Source organism: Mycoplasma razini, from assembly GCF_048076865.1.
Classification (GTDB): Bacteria; Bacillota_I; Bacilli_A; order Mycoplasmatales; family Metamycoplasmataceae; genus Mycoplasmopsis.
Window position 1 is genome coordinate 187,626 of record NZ_CP182212.1, and the last position, 25,839, is coordinate 213,464.

The window sequence follows — 25,839 nt, forward strand, 5'->3', positions numbered from 1 at the left end:
ATATACAATGTACATGACAGTCAATTTTTTCGAGAGTTTGATCCTGGCTCAGGATGAACGCTGGCTGTGTGCCTAATACATGCATGTCGAGCGGAGTTCTTCGGAACTTAGCGGCGAATGGGTGAGTAACACGTACTTAACGTACCTTCTAGATTGGGATAACGCTGAGAAATTAGCGCTAATACCGGATACTTATAAGAAACGCATGTTTTTTATATAAAAGGAGCCTCTAAAGCTCCACTAGAAGATCGGGGTGCGGAACATTAGCTAGTTGGTAAGGTAATGGCTTACCAAGGCTATGATGTTTAACGGGGTTGAGAGACTGATCCGTCACACTGGGACTGAGATACGGCCCAGACTCCTACGGGAGGCAGCAGTAGGGAATTTTCCACAATGGGCGAAAGCCTGATGGAGCGACACAGCGTGCAGGATGAAGGCCTTCGGGTTGTAAACTGCTGTTATTTAGGATGAAAAAATAATAGAGGAAATGCTATTATCTTGACAGTACTAAATCAGAAAGCAACGGCTAACTATGTGCCAGCAGCCGCGGTAATACATAGGTTGCAAGCGTTATCCGGAATTATTGGGCGTAAAGCGTCTGTAGGTTGTTAGTTAAGTCTGGCGTCAAAACTTGGGGCTCAACCCCAAATCGCGTTGGATACTGGCTAACTAGAATTGTGTAGAGGTTAACGGAATTCCTTGTGAAGCGGTGAAATGCGTAGATATAAGGAAGAACATCAACTTGGCGAAGGCAGTTAACTGGGCACATATTGACACTGAGAGACGAAAGCGTGGGAGCAAACAGGATTAGATACCCTGGTAGTCCACGCCGTAAACGATGATGATTAGCTGATGGGAACCATCGGCGCAGCTAACGCATTAAATCATCCGCCTGAGTAGTATGCTCGCAAGAGTGAAACTTAAAGGAATTGACGGGGATCCGCACAAGCGGTGGAGCATGTGGTTTAATTTGAAGATACGCGTAGAACCTTACCCACTCTTGACATCTTCTGCAAAGCTATAGAGATATAGTGGAGGTTAACAGAATGACAGATGGTGCATGGTTGTCGTCAGCTCGTGTCGTGAGATGTTCGGTTAAGTCCTGCAACGAGCGCAACCCTTATCCTTAGTTAAATATCCTAAGGAGACTGCCCGGGTAACTGGGAGGAAGGTGGGGACGACGTCAAATCATCATGCCTCTTACGAGTGGGGCAACACACGTGCTACAATGGAAGGTACAAAGAGAAGCAATATGGCGACATGGAGCAAATCTCAAAAACCTTTCTCAGTTCGGATTGTAGTCTGCAACTCGACTACATGAAGTCGGAATCGCTAGTAATCGTAGATCAGCTACGCTACGGTGAATACGTTCTCGGGTCTTGTACACACCGCCCGTCACACCATGGGAGCTGGTAATGCCCGAAGTCGGTTTAGTCAACTACGGAGACAACTGCCTAAGGCAGGACTGGTGACTGGGGTGAAGTCGTAACAAGGTATCCCTACGAGAACGTGGGGATGGATTACCTCCTTTCTACGGAGTACACATAATAACAATTTATTGTTACTTTAATTACCTTTTTATAAAACAAATAATTTTGTCATGGGATATATCTAGTTTTGAGAGAACTTTCTCTCTATGTTCTTTGAAAACTGAATAGTAAAGATATTAATATAACAACGACATCAAAAAATAAATTAATTAGTCAATTTGTTTTGTGATACCGAGAAATTATTAGAAATAATAATTCGTTAAAATGTCTTTGAATACATCAACAACAATAAGAAAATATTGTTACAACTTTTAAATAAGTAAGAGTTTGTGGTGGATGCCTTGGGTCTGAAAGTCGATGAAGGACGTGATTACCTGCGATAAGCCTCGTGGAGCTGGATATAAGCAACGAAACGGGGATTTCCGAATGGGGAAACCTAACTAGAGTAATGTCTAGTTGCTATGGAATGAATAAAATAGTTCCATTTGCGAGACACGTTGTGAACTGAAACATCTTAGTAGCAACAGGAAGAGAAAATAAAAATGATTTCATCAGTAGCGGCGAGCGAACGTGAAAGAGCCCAAACCAGTTTTTTAAACTGGGGTTGTAGGACTATCTACATAAAGTTACAAATCTTTGTTATAGCAGAATAGTTTGGGAAAACTAAGCACAGAGGGTGATACTCCCGTATGTGAAATGGCAAGGACTTTTGATAGTATCCTGAGTAGGGCGGGGCACGTGAAACCCTGTCTGAATCTGCCGGGACCATCCGGTAAGGCTAAATACTAATCAGACACCGATAGTGAACTAGTACCGTGAGGGAAAGGTGAAAAGAACCCCGGGAGGGGAGTGAAATAGAATCTGAAACCACTTACTTACAATTAGTCAGAGCCCGTTAATGGGTGATGGCGTACATCTTGCAGTATGGACCGGCGAGTTATGTTAACATGCGAGGTTAAGCAGAAAAAGCGGAGCCGCAGAGAAATCGAGTCTTAATAGGGCGACTAGTATGTTGACATATACCCGAAACCATGTGATCTATTCATGAGCAGGCTGAAGCTTGGTTAATCCCAAGTGGAGGGCCGAACCGTAGTACGCTGAAAAGTGCCCGGATGACTTGTGAATAGCGGAGAAATTCCAATCGAACTTGGAGATAGCTGGTTCTCCTCGAAATAGCTTTAGGGCTAGCGTGTGATGTTAAACTTTGATGGTAGAGCACTGAATATGGAATGGCCACGTCTAGTGGTACTGACTATAATCAAACTCCGAATATCATTGTGTATTATCATGCAGTCGGAACCGGGGTGCTAACGTCCCGGCTCGCGAGGGCAACAACCCAGATCGTCGGCTAAGGTCCCAAAATCGTGTTAAGTCAGAAAGGTTGTGAGATTTCATAAACAACTAGGAGGTTGGCTTAGAAGCAGCCATCCTTTAAAGAGTGCGTAATAGCTCACTAGTCAAGAGATCTTGCGCCAATAATGTAACGGGAGTAAAACACGATACCGAAGCCACGGGTACATTTAGTACGTTAGAGGAGCGTTCTTAATGCGGCGAAGTCAGACCGTGAGGACTGGTGGAGCGTTAAGAAGTGAGAATGCCGGTATGAGTAACGATTTGAGGTGAGAATCCTCAACGCCTATTGGGAAAGGTTTCCTGGGGAAGGTTCGTCCACCCAGGGTTAGTCAGGACCTAAGGAGAGGCTGAAAAGCGTATCCGATGGACAACAGGTTAATATTCCTGTACCACCTGCGTAAGTGATGGAGTGACGAAGAAGGATAGCACTACCTATTATCGGATTTAGGGATAAGTGATAACTGGTGAATATAGTTAAATGCGTATTCTACAACCGGGAGTCATTATGTAGAGCCACTTGTGGCAAATTGTGTGATTTCATACTTCCAAGAAAAGCTTCTAAGCGTTATAAAACAAAAGGTGCCTGTACCGAGAACGGACACACGTTCCCAAGATGAGTATTCTAAGGCGAGCGAGAAAACCAATGTTAAGGAACTCTGCAAATTAACCCCGTAAGTTCGCGAGAAGGGTGCCAACTTCGGTTGGCCACAGTAAATTGTGAGGGGCAACTGTTTATCAAAAACACAGCTCTCTGCTAAATCGTAAGATGAAGTATAGGGGGTGAAGCCTGCCCAGTGCCCGAAGGTTAAGCGGATTTGTTAGCTTACGCGAAGCATTGAAGTGAAGCCCGGGTGAACGGCGGCCGTAACTATAACGGTCCTAAGGTAGCGAAATTCCTTGTCGGCTAAATACTGACCTGCACGAAAGGCGCAATGATCTCTCAACTGTCTCAACATTGGACTCGGTGAAATTATGGTCCCAGTGAAAACGCTGGGTACCCGCATCAAGACGAAAAGACCCCATGGAGCTTTACTACAACTTCGTATTGAAACTTGGCCTAACATGTGTAGGATAGGTGGGAGACAATGAGGCTAGGACGCCAGTTCTAGATTAGTCGACCTTGAAATACCACCCTTGGTATGTTGAGTTTCTAACCTGCCACCGTAATCCGGTGGGGAGACAGTGCGTGGTGGGTAGTTTGACTGGGGCGGTCGCCTCCTAAAAGGTAACGGAGGCGTTCAAAGGTACACTCAATACGGTCAGAAACCGTATGCAGAGCGCAAAGGTAGAAGTGTGCTTGACTGCGAGACCTACAAGTCGAGCAGGTGCGAAAGCAGGACTTAGTGATCCGGCTGTACGTCATGGAACGGCAGTCGCTCAACGGATAAAAGTTACCCTGGGGATAACAGGCTTATCTTGCCCAAGAGATCGCATCGACGGCAAGGTTTGGCACCTCGATGTCGGCTCATCGCATCCTGGAGCTGGAGTCGGTTCCAAGGGTTTGGCTGTTCGCCAATTAAAGCGGTACGCGAGCTGGGTTCAGAACGTCGTGAGACAGTTCGGTCCCTATCTGATGTGGGCGTTGGAATATTGATGAGAGCTGCTCTTAGTACGAGAGGACCGGAGTGGACGTACCGCTGGTGTTCCAGTTGTTCCGCCAGGAGCATAGCTGGGTAGCTAAGTACGGAAGGGATAACCGCTGAAAGCATCTAAGTGGGAAGCCTCCTCAGAGATAAGTATTCCCTTGAAATTCCTTGTAGACTACGAGGTTGATAGGATGGAAGTGTAAGTGTAGTAATACATTTAGCTGACCATTACTAATAAATTGATAGGTTTAAAAGTTAATGTATTCAGACATTTTAATGAATTATTTAATTACTATTCAGTTTTCAAAGAATATGTAAATAACGCTAAAGGCGTTTTTTTATTTATTTTTTTATTATGGTGTATAATTTTATTAGAAAACAATGTATGTTTTCTAAAAATAATAGATAAAAAAGGATCAAAACAATAATTATTTAAAATTGAAAATTTATAATTTTTTTAAATTTTCGTCATTTAGTTAATAACAAAAATAAAAAAATAAAATTTTTAGTTATTTTGCTACTTATTAATATGATAACTGGAATACTTTTATCCCTAAAAAATAGGAATAAAAGTCAAAATGTGGAACAAAATAAGTACTTTCACATTTGTTAGAAAAAAATAAAAAAAATTTAAAAAATGTGTAATAATTATTATGTAGCAAGACAGATGTTACATCCTTATAAAAAAGGAATAAAATGGACGACCCACTCTTAAAGGACATTTCTAAGGACAAATTAAAAAAGCATCTTTGTTATCTTTTATCAAATAGAGATGTAGAAATATTTGTTCATTCACTTATTTACAATCAAAAAAATCATTATGATGATTCTGCAAAGAAAACAATTAATATAAAAGACAGATCTACTGCGTTTATTTTAAACAAGTTTGCTTCGACGAATTATAAGAATTTATGAAGATTAGCATGAAATATTAAATATTTATTAAGCAATACAGTTGAAACTCCAGAAGAAGTTCATGGAATACTTTTATTTAACTTTTCTAAATTAATAGAAGGTAAAGTTAAGAGATTTAATAATGCAATAATTGAAATTATTAAAACTGATGGATTAACCGGTGCTCATAAGTATTTTTGAAAAAGCCTAAAATTCAATACAATAAATCAGATCAGAAAATGTAATCATACTCAAATGAAATTTGAGGCTCGTACTGGTACTAATCGCTTAAACCTCCGTAATTTATCACAAAACATGGAGAGAGCTTATTTCAAACCAGGTGTTGTTAATCGTGGTTATGAAGTTAAAAATATCAAAATCAGAGAAAGAAAAGCAATTGTTACTAAGAAGGCTATTGATTCAGTTGTCTCTATTTATCAAGGTGATAAAGAGCAAGATCTTGTTGAGGCAAATAAAGAATTAGAAAATATTAGTAAAATAAGACACCTTCTAGAAAAAGTAAATAATTTTGAAGAAGAATTAAATTCTAAATAATATTGATTGTAATTTTCTTACACCTTACTAATTTAGCTTAGTGAGGTTTTTTTGTAATAAAAAAAGATAAAAATAAGATTTTGAATCTTTCTAATTATATTTTTTTATGTTTATCCCTTATTTTTAGACAGATTAAATTCAATATAAAATTAGGAAAAAGAGAGTTTTTTAATATAATAAATAAGCAATATTTATATTGCCTCTACTAGTGGGAGATATCAAAAACATATCGCTAGACCACAATATCGAAAGGATACATAATGGCAAAAAAAGAAATACAACGTATTGCTAAATTGCAATTCCCTGCAGGTCAAGCTAAACCTGGACCAGCTTTAGCTGGTGTAGGTGTAAACATGCCTGAATTTACAAAAGCATTTAACGATGCTACAAGAGATAGAGCTGGTGAACCAGTGCCAGTTCAAATTACAGTGTACAAAGATAAATCATTTGAATTCAAATTATTCACAGCTCCAGCATCATTCAAAATCAAACAAGCTGCTAAGATTCAATCAGGTGCAGCAAATGCTAAAACAACAATCGTAGCAACAATTACAAAAGATCAACTTAGAGAAATCGCTGAATACAAAATGCCAGATTTAAACACAGATGATGTTTACTCAGCTATGGCTACAGTAGCCGGAACAGCAAGACAAATGGGTGTTTTAGTTGAAGGATACGATGACATCTTCAAAGCTAAAGCAGAAGCTAAGGCTGCTGCAAAAGCTGCAAAATTAGCAGCTGCTAAAGAAGAAGCATTAAACAACGATTTAGAAGACCTTGTTAATACAAAAGGTCAAGCTATTGAAGTTAATGTAATTACAGATGAAAAAGCAAACGAAGGAGAAGAATAATTATGGCTAAAAGAGTTTCTAAAAATTTAAAAGTTGCTCGTGAATCATTTGATAGAACAGTTGCTTATGAATTAGCACAAGCTATTGAGCTTGCTAAAAAAACTTCATACGCTAAATTTGACGCTTCAATCGACCTTGCATTCAACTTAAACCTTGATGTTAGAAAAGCTGATCAACAATTACGTGGTGCTGTTTTACTTCCTCACGGAACAGGTAAATCAGTTCGTGTATTAGTAGCTACAAACAATGTTGAAAAACAAAAATTAGCTGCTGAAGCTGGAGCAGACATTGTTGTTGATGCTCAAGCTTTAGAACAAAAAATTAAAGAAGATAACTTTGACTTTGATGTTATGGTTGCTGACCCAGCAATGATGCCTTTACTTGGAAAATACGGGAAAAAACTTGGGCCTAAAGGTCTAATGCCAAACCCTAAAACAGGTACAGTTACTCCAACTCCTGAAAAAGCTGTTGAAGAACTTAAAAAAGGTAAAGCAAACTACCGTACAGATAAAGCTGGTATTGTACACTCTCTTATCGGTAAAGCAAGCATGTCTACAGAAGCTTTAGTAGATAATGCTCAAACACTTATTTCATTAATTAAAAAGTTAAAACCTGCTGCAGTTAAAGGTGCTTACATCTTAAACTTAACAGTTTCAGCTTCAATGGGACCAAGTGTTAAAATTAAAATAGAAAAATAATTACTTCTATTTAAACTAGGCGCATGCCTAGTTTTTTATATAAAAAACTCACATAAGGTGAGTTTTTAATCAAGTAATTTGCTGATCTTATCATAATCTTCAGTGCTAATATCATCTTTCTTTGCAAGAGTATTAATCACTTCATCTAAATTTGCAATTGTTTCTTTTAACACAGTTTTCTTATCACTAATTCCAAAAAAGCTTTGGATGCTAACTACTAGAGTGGTTACAACTGAAAGCACAGCAATTAGCACAAAATATATCATGGTTGTATCAGGATACATATTAAATCTAATTGAGTATAAGTTTAAGATCACTATACCAGCAGCGATAAAAATTGCCAAGACATTTAAAAAGACGAAGAAACTTTTAGAAAAGATATATTTAGCAAATGATTTGCGTTTTAATTTGTGCACTTTAGTATGCAGGCTAGTGTTATTTTTATGATTATTAACACCTCTTAAAATTGCACTTTCTTTTTTGAGCAAATCATCTTTCTTCGCTTTTAAGTCAACTTTATCAATATCAATTAGATGTTTATCCATGTAAATATCCTCCTGCTAAATCACTAGATTTAAAGCGATCAACTTCCATAATAGCTAAGCAACGTTTATAAAAGAAGAATTCAGCTTTAGTTTTTTCTAAATCTTTATACACAAAAAGTTTTTGTTTAAAAATAATTGTTTCAAATTGCAATAACTTATATTTACTTAAATAAAAAGTATATTTCTTATTAATAACAAAGAATGATAATAGTCCAGATAAGAAAGTAATAGCAGCATTTATAATAGTAGTCATAATAACATAGTTGGAGTTAGAATTTCCATTAAGTAACTCTGTAAAATATGGGTTATTAGCTGGGTAGGAAGCTTCTGTAGTTGGGAAGTTTTTACTTGCTCCAGCTAAATATAAAACAGCAATTAATCCATTTAATAAAGTAAAAATAATAATTAAAGAGTTTAATAAGTAATACATAAAGCCATAAATTCTTACTTTAAGTTTTACTCTTTTTACTAGCTGTAAATAAGCTTGATAACTAGTTAAACTATTTTTATTTCGCATTATTTACCTCCATTTGTTAATTCTGTTTTTAAAACTTCAGCAATAATAATTTTCTTCCGAGTAGAAGCTTGTTTTCATAACGCATCTATAATATTTTCCATAGTTTCTGTTGAGATTTCATTAGCATTATATTTAACTTGTAAATATGAAATGGTTGTATAAATCTTTTTATAAAGATCACTATGAGTGTTATATCTATAAATTGCGATAAATAAGTTTAAAAAGAAGGAAACTATAATAAAGCAAGCTAAAATAACTACATTGACATATGATTTATAATCTGCTTCTGATTCCTTATTTGGAGTCTCTTTAGATAAGATTGATAAGGCTAGAGAAGCTAAAACAATAGCTGCAATATTTAAAAAAGCAATCATAATTGAAAAGATATCATCTAATAATTTATAACGCTTTAATCTGCGTTTATCTTTCTGTAATTTTTTGGTTAAATTTTTAATGATTTGTTCCATATAAAAATTGTATATCATTCTATTTTTTCTCAAACATTTTATCTACTCTAACCTTATAAAATAATTAAATCTGGCTAAAAATAAGATTAAAAAATTGTTTTTCTAAGCTAATGGTCTATAATATACACATGAATAAAACATGAGCAATTTTTAGTGATGTGGATGGAACAATTTATCCATTTCCACACAAACAATTATCAGAAGTAAATAAAACAAAAGTTAGAGAATTAGCAGAAAAAAACATTCCATTTGTTATTAACACTGGAAATCCACCTTTAGCTAAAATTCAACGTCTAGCGGATACATTAAATGCACGTTATTTATGTTGTTCTAATGGAGCAATGATTTATGACAATTTAGAGAAGAAAGCTTTACATGTAGAATATATAGATACAAAGAAAGCTGAAGTTATTTGGCCTTTAGCAATTAAACATGGAGTAACCTTATATTACATGGGTACAGATCAATACTATATGTATAATAGTAATGATGTAACAAGAGAATTCTTAACTACATTTAATGAATATACAGATTGAATTACTGACGGAAGAATTAACCAAGATCTTCACAAAATTGAAGCATATGGAACTCAAGAAGCTATTTCTGCTTTCTATGAAGCTTGTTTAGCTACTGGTGTAGAACTTGATATTATCAATGTTTCTAACAAATATATTGAAATCACAAATAGTGGAATTTCAAAAGCTTGAGGTATGAAATGACTTTGTGATAATGTCTTCCATGCTGACTTAGCAGATGTCATGGCAATTGGTGATAGTGCTAATGATATTCCAATGTTTAAAGCTGCTGGATATTCATATGCAATGGATAATGCAGATGAAGCAACAAAAGCTGCAGCTAAATTCTACACCAGTGCTGTAGAGCAAGATGGATTAGCAGAAGCAATTGATGATTACTTATATCGTTCAGACTTTGAACTTAAACGTGCTATTTCTCAACAAAAACCTAAAAACAAATAATTAAGTGAGCTTTCTCACTTTTTTATTTTTTATGCCTAAAATCATGGATAAAAAATCAGATTATTGAAATTTAAAAAGCTTGAGAAGTTTTAATAATTTTTGTTATGTTTATAGAGTAATAATATAAAATTTAAATATGAAAAAATCAGCAATTAATTCAGTAAACAAAATTAAGATTAAACTTTCCGATTTAGGTCTGTTTCCTAAATGAACCATTCGTAAGATGGTTTTTGTTGCTATTTTAATTGCTATTTCAGTGGCTTTTACAGTTGTTTCTGCTCAAATTATTCCAATTGTTAATATTCCATCTTATAAATTTTCATTTATAGGATTACCAGTTAAAATTTCTGGCTTTATTTTTGGTCCTGTGATCGGTGTTTTTGTGGGGATTGTTGCAGATTTAATCTCACTCCTTTTTGTTCCACCTGCTGGTTATAATCCAATTTATACAGCTGCAACAGCTGTTAATGGCTTAATTTCGGGGATTTTTGGACTTTATTACATGGGGTTTTTACGTTTTGCCTTTTCGAAAGATTATCGTTTAAATCGTTTGTCAATTAAAATTAACTTATTAGCCTATAAATATAAATTTGAATCAGCTGCTGGTAATAAGAAAAAAGCAATAGAGATTGCTAATAAAATTGTTAAATTAAATAATAAAAGACAATTTATTAGCCAAGACTCCTCAAATATAGCTTTAAAAAATATTTATTGTATTTCAGGAGCTTTATTCTTGATTTTAGCTATTTCAATTATTGCTTGATATATTGGATTTTTTGTCAGTGATCAAATTATTGCAAATGGATTTATTAAAAATAGATGATTATTACTTGCACTAATGACTTCAGGAATGACTTTATTAGTAATCTTTATTATTGTTGGTCGCTTTGCAATGCGCACCGATAAATATTTAGTTTTTGTGCCAATTATTGTCTTTTGTGCATTCTTAGAATTAGTTAATATTCCTATTTTATCATTTGCAGACTTATATTCATTAGGTAACAGTCAACCTGAAGATATCTTTGTGTGAATTACACAACACATTTTAACAAGCCCAATTAAAATTTGATTTAATGTCTTTGTTATTTATTATGCTTACCAAGTTGTATCTAAATTAATTAATAAAAATGAGCATTTAGCTTATTAAGAAGGGTGTATGGCAAAAAATAAAAAAATATTAACAATAGAAAATATATTTATTCCTAAAGGGTATAGTAAAACTAGAGGTGGTTTTTGACCTACCTCTCATATTTCTATCCCTTTTTTATCTATTTATCAAAATAATAAAACAGCTCTCTACATTCCGAATGATAATGAAAACATCACTTTTCATAGCTTAAGTAAGTTTATTTTAAAAGATAATAAGGCAGTTATGACTTATTACAATCCTAAGACTAAAGAATACTATGATTTTAATAAGCATTTAAACTTTACTACTCGAAAGAAAGATATTTTAGCTAAGCTTTCTTACTTTAATATTGATGAAATTGTTGATCAAGATGACTTAAAAACACCACTTTATGAGCTTTGAGATGATTGCCAAAATTCAATTAAAAGCGTAATTAATCTAGATAACTTAAGTAGTATTTATTCAAATTTAGACTATACAATGAAGAATTTAATTTTCAATATTTTGAAAAATCATTCTTCAAATTTAATGGATACTAATAATGAATTTATCAAAACCCTACAAGGCCTAGAGCAAAGTATTTTAGCAACCATAAATCAAAAAGATCAAAATACTTTAGCTAGTCATTTAGAAAACTTAACCTTTATCATAAATTCTTACATAGTAAATACTATTAAAGAATATTTTGAAATTTTCAAAGGTTTAAAAAATGAATATCGAAGACTAGAAGAAGGAATTCAAACCAGTAATATTAATGAGCAAAAAAATCTTATAGAGCAAAGTAAAACTAAGCTCTCTTACATGAACAAAATTAACAATGTTTCCTTGCTAAAAGTAGAAAATGACTTAAAAATACGCGATTTAAATAGCGAAATTGCCTACTATAAAGACTTAAAAAATTCAATTATTAAGTATTCAAGAAAAACAATGTATTACCAAATTAACCTTATTCGTAAGGAAATTAAGTTACTGGAACAAAAGAAAAAGCTACTTGATATCATTAATGATGAATATTTTGACTTGCTTAAAGATATTTTAATTAAGAAAAAAGAATCTCATATTTGATCCAAAAATTTCAAAAAATTGCAATACTTAAATGAGCAACAATTAGAAGATTTAAAACTAATGATTGATTCAGAAATCAGCATCTTTATTACCAATAACTTTACTGAAACAAAAGATAAATATAAAAATGCTACTGTTTCAAAAATCAAAGAATTTATTAATCAAGAATTTTCATTTAATATTAAGCCTTATATCACTATGTCAAAGAACATGTGTGATCAATTAAACGAAAATATAGCAGCAAAACAAAGTGCGATTAGTGAAATTAAAAATCGTCGTTTTAATCACCTTTCAAACTATAAAAATATTGTTTCAGTACATGAACTTGAAGAAAAGATTAAATATGCCCAAGCTGAGCTAGATTGATCTAAATATTCTGAAGAAAAATTATTCAACTCGCTTCTTAAATCTAAAGAATTTAAACTTAATCGGATTAAACTAAATGTTAGAAAAACTGAGAAAATAGTTTGTTCAATTATCAACTCGCTGCTAACTAAAGTCCCATTGCTACATTATGAAGGTGTGATTAAATTATTAAATGAATTCAATAAGTTTTTAACTAAGAATTGAATTTTTGATTTATTAATGGATTTAATTAATTACTCTTCTAATAAGCAAAAAGCAGGAAAAAAATTTCTTAAAGATTCAGCTGCTATGATTCGTTTTATCGAATCATTTGAAACTGCTTCAGTTTCTATTCCGAACTACATTAAACCATTTAAGGATTTAGATGTTATTGATAAAGCCAAAATTAAACTAACAAAATTTGGTTTAACTAAAATTGAAGTTTTAATTGTGCAAGATAATATGCAAAATATTGCCGAGGAAGCAAGAAGTGAATTCTTACGGGTACTATTTAAAATTGTAGAAGCGAATAATATTTCAACAGTCTTTATTACTTCAAATTTAAAATTTATTAAAGAAACAATGGATTATGTATACTTTTTTAACGATATTCAATTACTTGAAGGAGCAAAAGTAAAAGAACTATTTGCTCACCCAGTAAATCCAGATGTTAATTTATTGATTAATCATAAGATTGCTTCACTTAACCAACAATTAAATCGTAATTATGTGCAATTATTTATTAAACAAGAGATTTACACATTAGATTCTCACCCTTCACACTTTGTTTACTGTACTTTAAGTGAATATCAAAAGTGAAATATGATTAATACAAATAATCAAACTGGTGAATCTGAACGTCTTTTTAGTGATGAAAAACTTTCTGATACTAAAATTAATGAAGAATTTCAATCAGTCTTTGTAGATGATGAATTTATTTTAAGTGATTTGGATGTTAAACTTATTCCTGAACCTTATGACAAAGATGATAACCAGTTTACTACAGAAATAAAGCTTAGTGCTCATAGTAAAGATGGTCATAATGTCAGCGAAATAATTTCCCCAGAAGTTGAAGATAAATTATTTTAATTTTATTATATAATTCTTCCAAGGACAGAGGTACTTGTTGCAAAACAGGTTGAGAAATACTCTTAAGAGCTGATCTAGTTAATACTAGCGTAGCGAGTCTTCTCTTTTCTATCCCTCCCTGTCCAAGGAAGGATTTTTTTATGAACAAATTTAAAAAATTACTTGTTGGTGCTGGAGCACTAATGACAACTGCCCTTCCAATCATTGCAGCTTCATGCAACAATGACAAAGAAGAAAAAGTTGAACTTAAACTTGATTTAATCACACCATGAGAACTAAGTGGTAACAATGAAGGGATTGCAAGTTTAAAAACAAATATTGAAAACAGAATGAATCAATATTTAAATACCAAAAAAGCGGGATTTACAGTTAAAGTTAAAATGGTTAGTGATGATTCTTACCAAACTGTAGCTCAAAACATTACTAAAGGAGAAACTGATTTAGGATTTGTTTCTGCTGGAAGTCTTGTATCTGAAAAGAATTATACAGACAACTTTAATCCTAACATTATCCAAACTTGAACACCTAAATTTGTAGGTGATATTAAAGATGCTGCCTTTAGCACTACAGCAGCTAATTTAGAAACTATTGCTCAAAATGAGCAAGCAAAATTTGATGCCATTCCATGATCTGAAAGATGAAATGATCAAACAAATGGAAATGGATGAAACGGAAGTGCTTATACTAAGTTTTATCAAGATTATTCTTCAGTAGCAAATGAAAATATTGTTAGCTATCAAAGAGGGCTAATTGCTATTGTGGCAAATGATGATTTAACTGCAAAAATCAAAAAAGCATGAGCAGATAAGAACCTAACTGAATTTATTTCATATGGTATCGGACTCGGAAAACCTACTTCAGGAAGTAAATACATCTTACCTGAAGCTTTAATGAAAAAACAATTTAATACAGCAGCTAATAAACAATTAATTTCATTTGCTGATTTATTAGCAAAACCTGAAAACAATGGAAAATTAGTTAAAGCTACTTTAAAAGAAGCTAGTGACGAAAAGAATAAAAATATTCACATTTTCTTTGATAATGAAGGTGTATACTCATTTACTCACTTTAGCGCTAAAAAACAATATGCTTATGCAGTAAATGCACAAGTTAGACCAAATGAAAAAATTACATTTTTAACAGTGACAGATCCATTACCATACAATGCTGGTATTTCATCTAAAAAGGTTACTGAAAATGAAATGAAATTAGTGACAGAAGCTTTAAATGATTTAGCTTCAGGAACTGATCCAATTTATGGAAGAAATGTAGGATTTGTTGCATATAGCAATGATACCTTACAAAACTTAAAAACTAAAATTGATAATGTTATAGGAGAATAATGCTTGAATTTAAAGATGTAGCGCTTAGCTATGAAAATAAGGAAGTTTTATCTAATTTGAACTTTAGCTTTCAACCAGGAGAAATAGTAGGTTTGATTGGACGTAGTGGTGAAGGGAAAAGCACTATCTTAAAATCTATTTTTGACTTAAGCATAGTGTTAAAAGGTCAAATTATTTATCAAAATCAAATTGTTAACCAATTAAAACGTAAGGAGCTTAAAAATTACAAAGCTCAAATTTCCTTTATCGATGCTGACACTCTTTCTTTATTAAATTATGATGCCTATAAAAATATCTTATTTAATTTTAATAACTATACCAATACTTTAAACGCTTTGCTGCACCATTTAACTGCAGCACAGCTAAACAATTTATGAGAATTATTTACTAAATTTGAATTACGGGATTATGCGCTTACACCATTAAGCATGCTTTCAAGTGGGCAAAGACAACGCTTTAATTTTATTGCAGGAATTTTTAATCACTCAGAAATCTTATTATGTGATGAAGTCACAAGTAATTTGGATATGAATAATTCCCACAAAATTTTTAACTATCTGAACGAGATAAAAGATCAAAAAATTATTATCACTGCTATTCATGATATTGAGTTAGCGATGCAATATTGTGATCGCTTGATTGCGGTTAAAGGTGGCAAGATAGTTAATATTATCCAGAAACAAGACTATAACAAAGAAATGCTTGCTTTATATTTTGATGAATAAAGCCTCATTTGTTAAAAAACTTTATCAAAGAAAAATTACTAAATATATTTTGCTCTTGTTTCTAATCGTATTCTTTATTTACTCTCTATATAACTTAAATTTTTTCTACACAGTTAATAACCCCAACTGAGTTGGTGCTTGAGAAAACTTTAAATCAATTTTTGGCTTTGCAAGTCATAATAAAGAACTTTCAGGCAATATTTGATTAATTAATTGAAATTACTTCTTAATTACTTTAAAAAGTGTTACTATTGGAACATTTTTTGGATTTTTACTTGCTATGATAACTGGATATTTTAGTGCTACAAATATTCATAAACACAAATATTTCCCTTTTCTAGTTAAAATTATTTTAATGTTACTAAGAGCCTTTCCGGTTATTGTTTTCATATTATTATTTAAAAATGCTTTTAGTGCTGAATTAGCTTCTTTCGTTCTTTATTTCTGATTTACCTGGTTATGAATGAATCGCTATATTTCAGATTTAATTGAAAGCTGTTCAACCAAGCATTACTTTCGTGACTTATCCTTAGGCGTAAACAGATTACAGTCTTTTTATAAAAACATCTATCAACAGGTCAAAATTAAGTTTTTCCTTAACTTCTTTTTATCTTATGAATCTAATATTCGTTGATTAACTATATTAGGCCTAGTAGGAATTAATGGTTTAGGAGTTGTCTTTTCGGACCCAAAACACTATCAAGACAGCTTTGGAATTACATTACTTTTTATTGCACTTTTTATCCTTGTTATTGAAGCGATCTTATATTTATTAAACAAAGTTTTACTTGTCTCAAAAGCTCAAGTCAATGCTTCTATTAAGCAAATAAAGAGTTGAAGTTATAATTGGAAAAAATATGTCTTAAGTCTAATGCTTATAGGCTATTTTGCAGTCTTAATTTGAGGCCTTATTTCCTTATCCAATTCTCAAATATATAGCATCACATTGAAACAATACTTCTCAAACATTTTTAAATTTGATTTCTCATCCTTTAATTGAGGAGTAATGGGTCAATATTTACTTATTATTCAACAAGCTTACATCTCAATAGTATTAGCCTATATACTAGGCATTATGTATGCTTATATACTTGCTGAAAAAATTAACCATAATTATTCAGTAATAGCAAGTAAGATCTTTTTAACTTTTATAAAAGTGGTTCCTACCTACTTTTGATTTTTAGTACTAAATCCGTTGATGGATTCATTAACTGCAATAACAATTGCTTTAATAGTTTCGGCCTTTCGAAAACTTGCAAAGCAAATTGCTGAATCCATCAATACATTACCAAGTCATATTATTACTTTATACAAACAAAAAGGTTGAAGCAAACTTAAAATATATCACTATTATGTTTTACCTTATGTTAACAAACAACTCTTATCAGTTTTCATTTTTCAAGGTGAAGATGCTGTCAGAAATTCGATCTCATATGGTACATTTGCAAACATTGGAATATACAATTTAATCTTGCAATACCAGGATAAATCTGAGTATAGTAAAATCTTCCCCGTTATACTTCCGGCTTACGTATTTTTCATAATTTTAGAAATTAGTTTTTGAATTTATAAAGAAAAAAATATTTTTATTAAAAATAAATCTGGTAAAGCTAAAGGATTATCAAAAATCAACCTTTTATATAATAAATTTTATTCAAGCCTATAGCATAGATTTATAAGGCTTTATAGCACACTAAATTTTCACCAAAATAGTGTGCTTTTTTCATGCTTTTTTTAGCTCTTACTTATACACTAAAAAATTAAACTTCCTACAATTAAAAAAAATCTTATGTGATAAAATTTATATACCTTACGTAAATATACATTTAAGAATGTATTTTTTAATTAGAGGTCTATATTTTCAGAAAGGATGAGAATAAATATATGGAGCAAAAAAATTATAAAATTCGTAGATTTGGTCCTGTCACAGAGAGAAGAGATTACTCAGTAACTAAAGAATCTTTACCTCTTTTTGATATTCTTGAAACAAGTAAAGAAAGTTTTGAACTTTTTATTAGCAAAAGAATTCAAGAATGTCTACTTGAAGTTTATCCAATCGAAGCTGCTAACAAGGAAGTTCGCCTAGATTTTGTTAAGAATTCAGTAAGATTAGAACTGCCATTTAAAAAAATTACTAGCGAAAGCGAAGAAATTAAAAAATGTAAAGCTAAAGGAATTAACTTTAGTGTTAAAGTTTACATCAGCTTAAAAAGAGAAATAACAAATACTGGAGAAGTTAAAGTTGATGAAGTTCTTCTAGGAGAAATTCCTTACATGACTTCTGGTGGAAGTTTTATCATTAACGGGTCTGAAAAAGTTATCGTGTCTCAGTTAATCAGATCACCTGGTGCATACTTTGGACTTGGTGATCGTAATAAACAATCAGATGACTTATTCAACAAATTAGAAATTTTACCAAGAATCGGATCATGACTTGAAGTGTCTCACAAAGTTACATCTTCAACTCTTGATACTGTAAAAATTAAAATTGACAAAAACAAGAATGTTAACTTAGCTACATTCTTAGGTTCATTTGGATTTACACCAAAAACAATTAGAGAATTATTTGGTACAAGTGAATTATTAGAAGAAACACTTAAGAAAGACAAGTTAATTGAAAATTCAGAATTTACTGAAGCTGAAATTCTTGATCAATGTCAAGAAGAATTATTCAGAGGCCTAAGAAAAGGTGATCGTATTTCAGAAGAAGCTAAACGTTCACTTATTCCTGGAATGTTGTTTGATAAAAAACGTTATAACTTATCAACAACTGGACGTTACATGCTTAACAAGAAACTTTCTCTTGTTGATCGTATAACAAACACATATTTAGCTGAAGACTTTGTTGTTAAATCAGTTGAACAAGGAGAAAAAGTAGTTTTATATCCTAGTGGAACATTTATCGACATTAAGAAAGCTAAAGAAATTCAAAATGCATTTAATGAAGGATTAGTAAGAAGTGAAAAAATCCCTGGTATTGACCCTGAAATGGTTTACCACAAACTTATTAACCAAAACAAAACATTAGCAAAAAGAATTAACATCATCAAACTTAAAGTTTATCCATCAAGAAAATGAATGGATGAAAGACCTGAAGAACCAGTTTTAGTAATTGGTAACGATCCTAAATCAGTTGAAACTCATTTATTAATTTCAGATATTGTTGCTGCAATTAACTACTACTTCAACTTAATTGATGGAATTGGTCAAGATGATGATCCAGATTCACTTACAAATAAACGTATTGTTTCAGTTGGTGAATTACTAGAAGGTCAATTATCAGTTGCTTTAACAAAATTAGAAAAAGCAACACGTGAACGTATGGGGGCTAAAGAAGCTGACAAAGTTACAGCTAAGAATGTTACAAACAACAAACTTGTAACAAACCAAATGAAACAATTCTTTAACTCATCAAAACTTTCACAATTCATGGATCAAATTAACCCACTTGCTGAAGTATCAAACAAACGTCGTGTTACATCTCTAGGGCCTGGAGGTCTTAACCGTGATACAGCACAATTCGAAGTTCGTGATGTTCATGCAACTCACTATGGAAGAATTTGTCCTATCGAAACACCTGAAGGACCTAACATCGGACTTATCCTTAACTATGCAACATATGCAAAAGTTGATGACTTAGGATTCTTAAAAACTCCTTACTTCAAAGTAAACAATGGTGTAGTTGACTATTCAACAACTCACTATTTAACTGCTGCTGAAGAAATTGGATTCTCATTTGCTCAATCATCAGTTAGAGTAGATGAATCAAACAAAATTATTGATCCATACTTAACAATTAGACGTGACTATAACTATATTATAGGTACACCAGATGAAATCGATTATATTGAGGTTTCTTCAAAACAAATTGTTTCAGTTGCTGCTGCAGCTATCCCATTTTTAGAAAATGACGATGCCAACCGTGCACTTATGGGATCAAACATGCAACGTCAAGCAGTTCCTCTTCTTCAAGCTGAAGCACCATTTGTTGCTACAGGTATTGAAGCAGATATTGCTAAATATTCTTCATACAACTTAGTTGCTAAAAATGCTGGAGTTGTTACATTCGTTGATGGATCAAAAATTATGATCAAAAACGAAAAAGGAAACACTGACAGATATTCATTAAGAAACTTCGAAAGAAGTAACCAAGGAACATTAATTCAACAAAAACCAATTGTTGCTGTTGGTCAAGAAGTTAAAAAAGGTGACTTACTAGTTGATGGTAGCTCATTTAAAGATGGAGAAATGGCTCTTGGTAAAAACGTTCTTGTAGGATTTACTACATGAAATGGATATAACTTTGAGGATGCTGTTATCATTAATGAAAGACTTGTTAAAGATGACGTATATACATCAATTCACATCGAAGAACAAACAATTCAATTCAGAACATCACGTGCTGGAGACGATGAATTAACAAATGCAATTAGCAACGTATCTAAATTCGCTTTAAGAAACTTAGACGAAAGAGGTATTGTTAAAGTTGGTTCTGAAGTATTACCAGGTGATGTGCTTGTAGGTAGACTTTCACCTAAAGGAGAAGATAACCCTTCTCAAGAAGAAAAACTACTTATGGCTATTCTTCAACAACGTCCACAAACAACTAAAGATACTTCATTAAAAGTTAAAAATGGTCATGCTGGAACAGTAATTCATGTTGAAGTACTTTCACGTGAAGCTGGAGATGCCTTAGAAGAAGGTGTAGACAAAATTGTTAAAGTTTCTATCGCCCAAAAACGTAAGATTAAAGTTGGGGATAAGATGGCTGGACGTCACGGTAACAAAGGGGTTATCTCAATCGTATTACCTGAAGAAGATATGCCATACTTAGAAGATGGAACACCACTTGACATTATGCTTAACCCACAAGGGGTTCCTTCACGTATGAACATTGGTCAAGTTCTTGAACTTCACCTTGGAATGGCAGCTAGAAAATTAGGTGTTAAATTCGTAACTCCTTCATTCGATGGGGTTAAGAAAACTGACATTGAAAATGCTTTAGTAGAAGCAGGACTTGATAAGAGTGGAAAACAAACACTTATTGACCCAATTACAGGAAGAAAATTTGATAAACCTATTTCTGTTGGGGTTATGTACATGCTTAAACTTAACCACATGGTTGATGACAAGATGCACGCACGTAGTGTTGGACCATACTCACTTATTACACAACAACCTCTTGGAGGTAAATCTCAAAATGGGGGACAAAGATTCGGGGAAATGGAAACATGAGCTATTGAATCTTATGGAGCTACAAATGTACTTCAAGAAATCCTTACATTTAAATCAGATGACATTACAGGACGTAATGCCTTATATTCAGCATTAGTATCTGGAAAAGAATTACCAATGCCTGGAATTCCTGAATCATTTAATGTTCTTAGCTATGAACTTAAAGGACTTGGAATGAAATTAGATGCTTCAACTAGAACACTTAACGAAGAAGAAGACATCGATCATACACAATATCAATACGTTGATACAAATGAAATAGGGGGAGAAGGTTATGAATAATTTTGATAAAGAGCAAGACGAATTAGTTGAACAAATTAATAAAATTACTCTCTCACTTGCAACAGATAAAGACATTTTAGAATGATCTCATGGTGAAGTTACAAGACCAGAAACCATCAACTATAAATCATATAGACCCGAAAAAGATGGGCTATTTGATGAATTAATTTTCGGACCAGTTACAGATTACAAATGTCCAATCTGTAATACAAAATACAAGAAAAGTGATGAAAATTCTGTATGTACCAAAACCCCTGCTTGTGAAAAATATAGACCTGTTATTTTACCTAAAATTACACGTAGAAGCAGAATGGGGCACATTAAATTACACAACCCTGTAGTGCACTTCTGATTCTTCAAAATTGATCACTCAATTATTTCAAAACTACTTGGTCTTAGAGTTGCTGACTCTACTAAACAAGTAACAAAAGCAGATTTAGAAAAATTAATTTACTATAAATCTCACATCGTTCTTGAAGCTGGAAACTTAACTAGCTTAAAGAAAAATACCATCATTGACATTAACGAAGCAGCTAACATTTATGAAGCAGCTTTAGAAGAAATGCTTGGTAATTATGATAAAGATACTGATGAATATGAAGACATCGAAACAGCATTAATCGAATTAAGAGAATATGCTGAATCAAAAATCGGGAAAGATTTCGGGATTGATTTCTACCAATACAACGAAATTATCCACGAATATTCAGATGCTAAAATTGACACAGGGTCTCGTGCTGTTGAATACTTATTAACTCACATTGATTTAGCTGAAGAAGCAGCTTCTGTGCAAGCTGAAATTGACAAAATCAACTCAGAAATGGATTTAGACAATGGATTATCTTCAACTAAAGAACAAGATAGAGCTAAGTTATACAAACGTTTAACAGTAATTAACTCATTTATTAAATCTGGACAAGATCCAAAAAGTATGTTAATTTACAACCTTCCAGTTATCCCAGCTGACTTACGTCCATTAGTACAGTTAGATGGTGGAAGACACTCAACTAGTGATGTTAACGAACTATATCGTCGTATCATTATTAGAAACAATCGTTTAGCTAAATGAAATGAAGCTGATGCTCCTATGCTTATTAAGCAAAACGAATACCGTATGATTCAAGAAGCAGTGGATGCTTTAATTGATAATGCTAGAAAAAAACCAACACCAGTTGTATCAAAAGATTCTCATCCTTTAAAATCTATTTCAGATGCCTTAACTGGTAAAAAAGGACGTTTCAGACAAAACCTTTTAGGAAAACGTGTTGACTATTCAGGACGTAGTGTTATCGTTGTTGGGCCATCACTTAGAATGCACGAAGTTGGTATTCCTCGTGATATGGCTGCCAAATTATTTGAACCTTGAATTATCAAAGAATTAATCAAAGGTGAACCTTCAATTACAAGTGTTAAATCAGCTAAGAAAATGATTGAAACTCTAAATCCAATTATTTGACCATATGTAGAAAAAGCAATTGATGGAAGACCAGTTCTTCTTAACCGTGCTCCTACACTTCACAGACTTTCAATCCAAGCCTTCCAACCTGTTTTAATCCGTGGTAAAGCTATTAAACTTCACCCACTTGTAACTACAGCTTTCAACGCTGACTTCGACGGGGACCAAATGGCTGTTCACGTTCCAATCTCAGATCAAGCTGTTCGTGAAGCAAAAGAACTTATGCTTGCTTCTAAAAACATTCTTGGACCTAAAGATGGAGAACCTATTATTAACCCATCTCAAGATATGATTTTAGGTCTTTACTACTTAACAATTGAAAAAGCAAATGTTAAGGGAGAAGGAAACTTCTATGCAAGCTTTGATGACATGATGCTAGCTTATGAAAATGGATATATTACTCTACACACAAGAGTTGTACTTCCAATTTCTGCAATGAGCAAAGAATCAGTTTCAAACCACACTAATGCACCTTACTTAGTTTCAACAGTAGGTAAATTTATCCTTAACCGTGCTTTCCCTTCTGATTTCGAATTTATCTTTGGTAAATTTGTAACAAGAAAAGAAGTAGCACAAGCTGATGGAACAATTAAAGTAAGTGAAAGCGAAAAAATTGATACTTCAGACAAAGATTTAGATAAATATGTGCTTAATTATGGTGATGATTTCAGAGCTAAAATTGCAGCAATGCCAGTTAACTTAGCTCTTTCTAAGAAAGACATTGCTAAAATTGTTCGTAGAGTATATGAAAAATACGTTGCTGTTGTAACAATGGAAGATGTTGCTTCTATTATTAATGAAACAACACAAGAAAACTTTGAAGATCGTTTCACAGAATGTGCTGAATTAGTTGATTTTGCAAACCAACCAATTCCTACTTCACATGCAAGAATTATTTCAAATTCAATTAAAGAACACTTTGAAACAATTAACTATGAATGAAGTAAGAAAAACCCTAATGTTGCTGAAGGTATGCAACCTGTATGAACATTAAGTGAATACACAAAAGTATTAGATAAAGTTTGATTTGATTACACAAACTATGTTGCTTCTATCCTTGATAAAGTTAAAAACCTAGGATTTAAATTCTCTACAATCTCAGGTACAACAATTTCTATGAACGATATTACAACACTTGATACTACTGCTGAAAAGATTAAAAAAGGTGAAGAATACACTGACCAACTTAAGAAATTCTTTGAAGAAGGATACTTAACTGATGACGAACGTTATACATTAACAATTCAAAAATGATCAGAAGTTAAAGATTCTATTGAAAAAGACCTTAAAGAAGTTACTAAATCAGATATTGATAACCCACTATTTATGATGTTCACCTCAGGAGCTCGTGGTAACTCATCTAACTTTACCCAACTTGCTGGTATGCGTGGACTTATGAACAACAACACCAAAGTGCTTAAAGCCGATGCTGAAAATGACCGTGTGGTACGTTCAACTGTTGAAATCCCAGTTAAATCATCATTCCTTTCAGGGCTTACAGCTTATGAATTCTATTCATCAACTCACGGGGCCAGAAAAGGACTTACCGATACTGCGCTTAACACAGCTAAATCAGGTTACTTAACACGTAGACTTGTTGACGTTGCACAAGGTATCGTTGTTAGAGAAGATGACTGTGGATCAGACTTTGGATTCGTGGTTAAAGATATTAAAGATACAAAAACTGATACAGTTATTGAATCATTACAAGAAAGAATTGAAGGTAGATTTACAAATAAAGCTATCTTAGATGAAAATGGAAATGAATTAGTAGCTGCTAATACCTTAATTACTCCTGACTTAGCCGATAAAATTGTTAATGAATATGGACAAAGTCAAGTTGAAATTCGTTCAGTGCTTTCATGTCACACCAAAAATGGGGTATGTAAACACTGTTACGGAAAAGACTTGGCAACAAACAGAATTGTTAACATCGGTGAAGCTGTTGGGGTAGTTGCTGCTCAATCAATTGGGGAACCTGGAACACAACTTACCATGCGTACATTCCACACCGGAGGGGTTGCTGGGGTTGAAGATATTACAGGTGGGTTCGGACGTTTAATCGAACTTATCGATGCCTACGACTTCCCATGAGGAAAACCTGCTGTTATTTCAACAGTATACGGAACAGTAACAAGAATTGCGCCTGCAACAGATAAGAATGGAAAAGACAGTAGTGATATCTTATTAGTTGAAGTTGAAACTAAGAGACCAGATGGTACAGTTGAAACTGAAACATACAGCGGAAAAGTTTCACAAAAATTACGTGTAAAACTTGGAGATAATGTTGTAAGTGGTCAAAAGATCTTTGAAGGACCTATTATTCTTAACCAACTTCTTGAAGCAGCTGATACAAGAGCTGTGCAAAACTACTTATTAAAAGAAGTTCAAAGACTATATCGTTTACAAGGTATTACAATTTCAGATAAATACATCGAAATCATTATTAGACAAATGCTTTCAAAAATCATGATTACAGATCCTGGAGATTCTAAATTCTTTACAGGTAGTCTTGTTGATACATTTGTTTACCAAAAAGAAAATGGAAAATTACTTGCTGCAGGAAAACGTCCAGCTTACGGTGAAGTTAAGATCCGTGGAGCAAAACAAACTCCTTTATTAAGTGATTCATTCCTAGCTGCTGCTTCATACCAAGAAACAGCTAAAATTCTTGTTAACTCATCAATTGCCAAAAGAGTTGACTATCTTGAAGGACTTAAAGAAAACATTATTCTTGGACACAAAATTCCAGCTGGAACAAACTCTAACTATGAATTAAAAGGAAAATACGACATTCGTGATCCTAAAACATACTTCACAGGTAAAATTGATCCAGAAAATGGTGGAGTTGAATTAAGTCAAGAAGAACAAGATGAAATTAACTCAACATTTGATGACATTGAAATTCCAGTTTCATTTGACGATGATGCATTATTATTACAAGGTCAAGATGACATGGATATGACAGATGATGAAGAAAACCAAGAAATATTTGACATTGATGATGATGTAATGGAAATTGTTGATGACATTGAAAATGATAGCGACGATTTCGAATAATATTTACTAATCATACCAATAATAAATACAGTGCTTAGGTGCTGTATTTTTATTATTAAAATATTTTCTATGCCTGAGAGAATATATTATTTTGTGGAAAAATATGAAAATGTGGAAACTGTATCAATGTTGCAAAAAAATTAAGTAAAATTTATTGTATAAAGAAAAGGAGAAAAT

The 25,839-nt window shown here is 32.8% G+C and carries 14 protein-coding genes, 2 rRNA genes and 1 riboswitch; of the genes, 13 read left to right on the forward strand and 3 right to left on the reverse strand.

All coding sequences use genetic code 4. The features are described from left to right. The first annotated feature begins 25 nt into the window (after nt 1–25). The 5 genes from ACM0L0_RS00940 to rplA all read left to right on the forward strand — a co-directional run bounded on the left by ACM0L0_RS00940 (nt 26) and on the right by rplA (nt 7,427). Nucleotides 26–1,531: ribosomal RNA gene (locus tag ACM0L0_RS00940) — 16S ribosomal RNA — on the forward strand. 268 nt (nt 1,532–1,799) lie between these two features. Continuing rightward, nucleotides 1,800–4,685 (forward strand): 23S ribosomal RNA (locus ACM0L0_RS00945). The 16S and 23S rRNA genes sit together here, the layout of an rRNA operon. Before the next feature lie 440 nt (nt 4,686–5,125). Next, entirely contained in the window at nt 5,126–5,878 is a 753-nt protein-coding gene (locus ACM0L0_RS00950; protein WP_416738694.1) for a hypothetical protein, read from the forward strand. 260 nt (nt 5,879–6,138) lie between these two features. Then, the gene (gene rplK, locus ACM0L0_RS00955; protein WP_416738695.1) at nt 6,139–6,729 is read left to right on the forward strand and encodes a 50S ribosomal protein L11; all 591 of its coding nucleotides are present in this window, start codon (nt 6,139–6,141) and stop codon (nt 6,727–6,729) included. A gap of 2 nt (nt 6,730–6,731) precedes the next feature. Continuing rightward, nucleotides 6,732–7,427, forward strand: a complete 696-nt coding sequence (gene rplA, locus ACM0L0_RS00960) for a 50S ribosomal protein L1 (protein WP_416738696.1) — start codon at nt 6,732–6,734, stop codon at nt 7,425–7,427. 65 nt (nt 7,428–7,492) lie between these two features. Here the strand turns inward: rplA and ACM0L0_RS00965 are convergent, their stop codons facing one another. Genes ACM0L0_RS00965 through ACM0L0_RS00975 form a run of 3 tightly spaced genes read right to left on the reverse strand, consistent with a single transcriptional unit; the run spans nt 7,493 to nt 8,956 of the window. After that, a complete protein-coding gene (locus tag ACM0L0_RS00965) occupies nt 7,493–7,972 on the reverse strand; it encodes a hypothetical protein (protein WP_416738697.1) in 480 nt (159 codons plus the stop codon). Next, nucleotides 7,965–8,489 carry a hypothetical protein gene (locus tag ACM0L0_RS00970; RefSeq protein ID WP_416738698.1) on the reverse strand — a complete coding sequence of 175 codons (525 nt, stop codon included), beginning with the start codon at nt 8,487–8,489 and terminating at the stop codon, nt 7,965–7,967. Before ACM0L0_RS00970 ends, ACM0L0_RS00965 begins: the two co-directional genes overlap by 8 nt. Beyond that, nucleotides 8,489–8,956 carry a hypothetical protein gene (locus tag ACM0L0_RS00975; protein ID WP_416738699.1) on the reverse strand — a complete coding sequence of 156 codons (468 nt, stop codon included), beginning with the start codon at nt 8,954–8,956 and terminating at the stop codon, nt 8,489–8,491. The genes ACM0L0_RS00970 and ACM0L0_RS00975 overlap by 1 nt, the downstream gene beginning before the upstream one ends. Before the next feature lie 128 nt (nt 8,957–9,084). On the opposite strand from ACM0L0_RS00975, the gene ACM0L0_RS00980 reads away from it, so the two are divergent. From ACM0L0_RS00980 to ACM0L0_RS01015, 8 genes are all read left to right on the forward strand, one after another. After that, the gene (locus tag ACM0L0_RS00980; protein WP_416738700.1) at nt 9,085–9,933 is read left to right on the forward strand and encodes an HAD family hydrolase; all 849 of its coding nucleotides are present in this window, start codon (nt 9,085–9,087) and stop codon (nt 9,931–9,933) included. A gap of 136 nt (nt 9,934–10,069) precedes the next feature. After that, nucleotides 10,070–11,080: an ECF transporter S component gene (locus ACM0L0_RS00985; protein WP_416738701.1), complete on the forward strand. Its 1,011-nt coding sequence runs from the start codon at nt 10,070–10,072 to the stop codon at nt 11,078–11,080. Between the two features lie 9 nt (nt 11,081–11,089). Beyond that, the gene (locus ACM0L0_RS00990) at nt 11,090–13,561 is read left to right on the forward strand and encodes an MAG1360 family OppF-related protein (protein ID WP_416738702.1); all 2,472 of its coding nucleotides are present in this window, start codon (nt 11,090–11,092) and stop codon (nt 13,559–13,561) included. A 16-nt stretch (nt 13,562–13,577) separates the two neighbouring features. Next, nucleotides 13,578–13,674, forward strand: a riboswitch (TPP riboswitch). 27 nt (nt 13,675–13,701) lie between these two features. Beyond that, entirely contained in the window at nt 13,702–14,904 is a 1,203-nt protein-coding gene (cypl, locus tag ACM0L0_RS00995; RefSeq protein WP_416738703.1) for an ABC transporter thiamine pyrophosphate-binding lipoprotein p37/Cypl, read from the forward strand. Next, nucleotides 14,904–15,629, forward strand: a complete 726-nt coding sequence (locus ACM0L0_RS01000; RefSeq protein WP_416738704.1) for an ATP-binding cassette domain-containing protein — start codon at nt 14,904–14,906, stop codon at nt 15,627–15,629. The genes cypl and ACM0L0_RS01000 overlap by 1 nt, the downstream gene beginning before the upstream one ends. After that, on the forward strand, nt 15,622–17,295 hold the full coding sequence (locus tag ACM0L0_RS01005; protein ID WP_416738705.1) for an ABC transporter permease subunit: 1,674 nt from the start codon (nt 15,622–15,624) through the stop codon (nt 17,293–17,295). The genes ACM0L0_RS01000 and ACM0L0_RS01005 overlap by 8 nt, the downstream gene beginning before the upstream one ends. A 218-nt stretch (nt 17,296–17,513) precedes the next feature. Further along, nucleotides 17,514–21,146 carry a DNA-directed RNA polymerase subunit beta gene (locus tag ACM0L0_RS01010; RefSeq protein WP_416738706.1) on the forward strand — a complete coding sequence of 1,211 codons (3,633 nt, stop codon included), beginning with the start codon at nt 17,514–17,516 and terminating at the stop codon, nt 21,144–21,146. Then, a complete protein-coding gene (locus tag ACM0L0_RS01015) occupies nt 21,139–25,662 on the forward strand; it encodes a DNA-directed RNA polymerase subunit beta' (RefSeq protein WP_416738707.1) in 4,524 nt (1,507 codons plus the stop codon). The genes ACM0L0_RS01010 and ACM0L0_RS01015 overlap by 8 nt, the downstream gene beginning before the upstream one ends. Nucleotides 25,663–25,839: the final 177 nt, after the last annotated feature.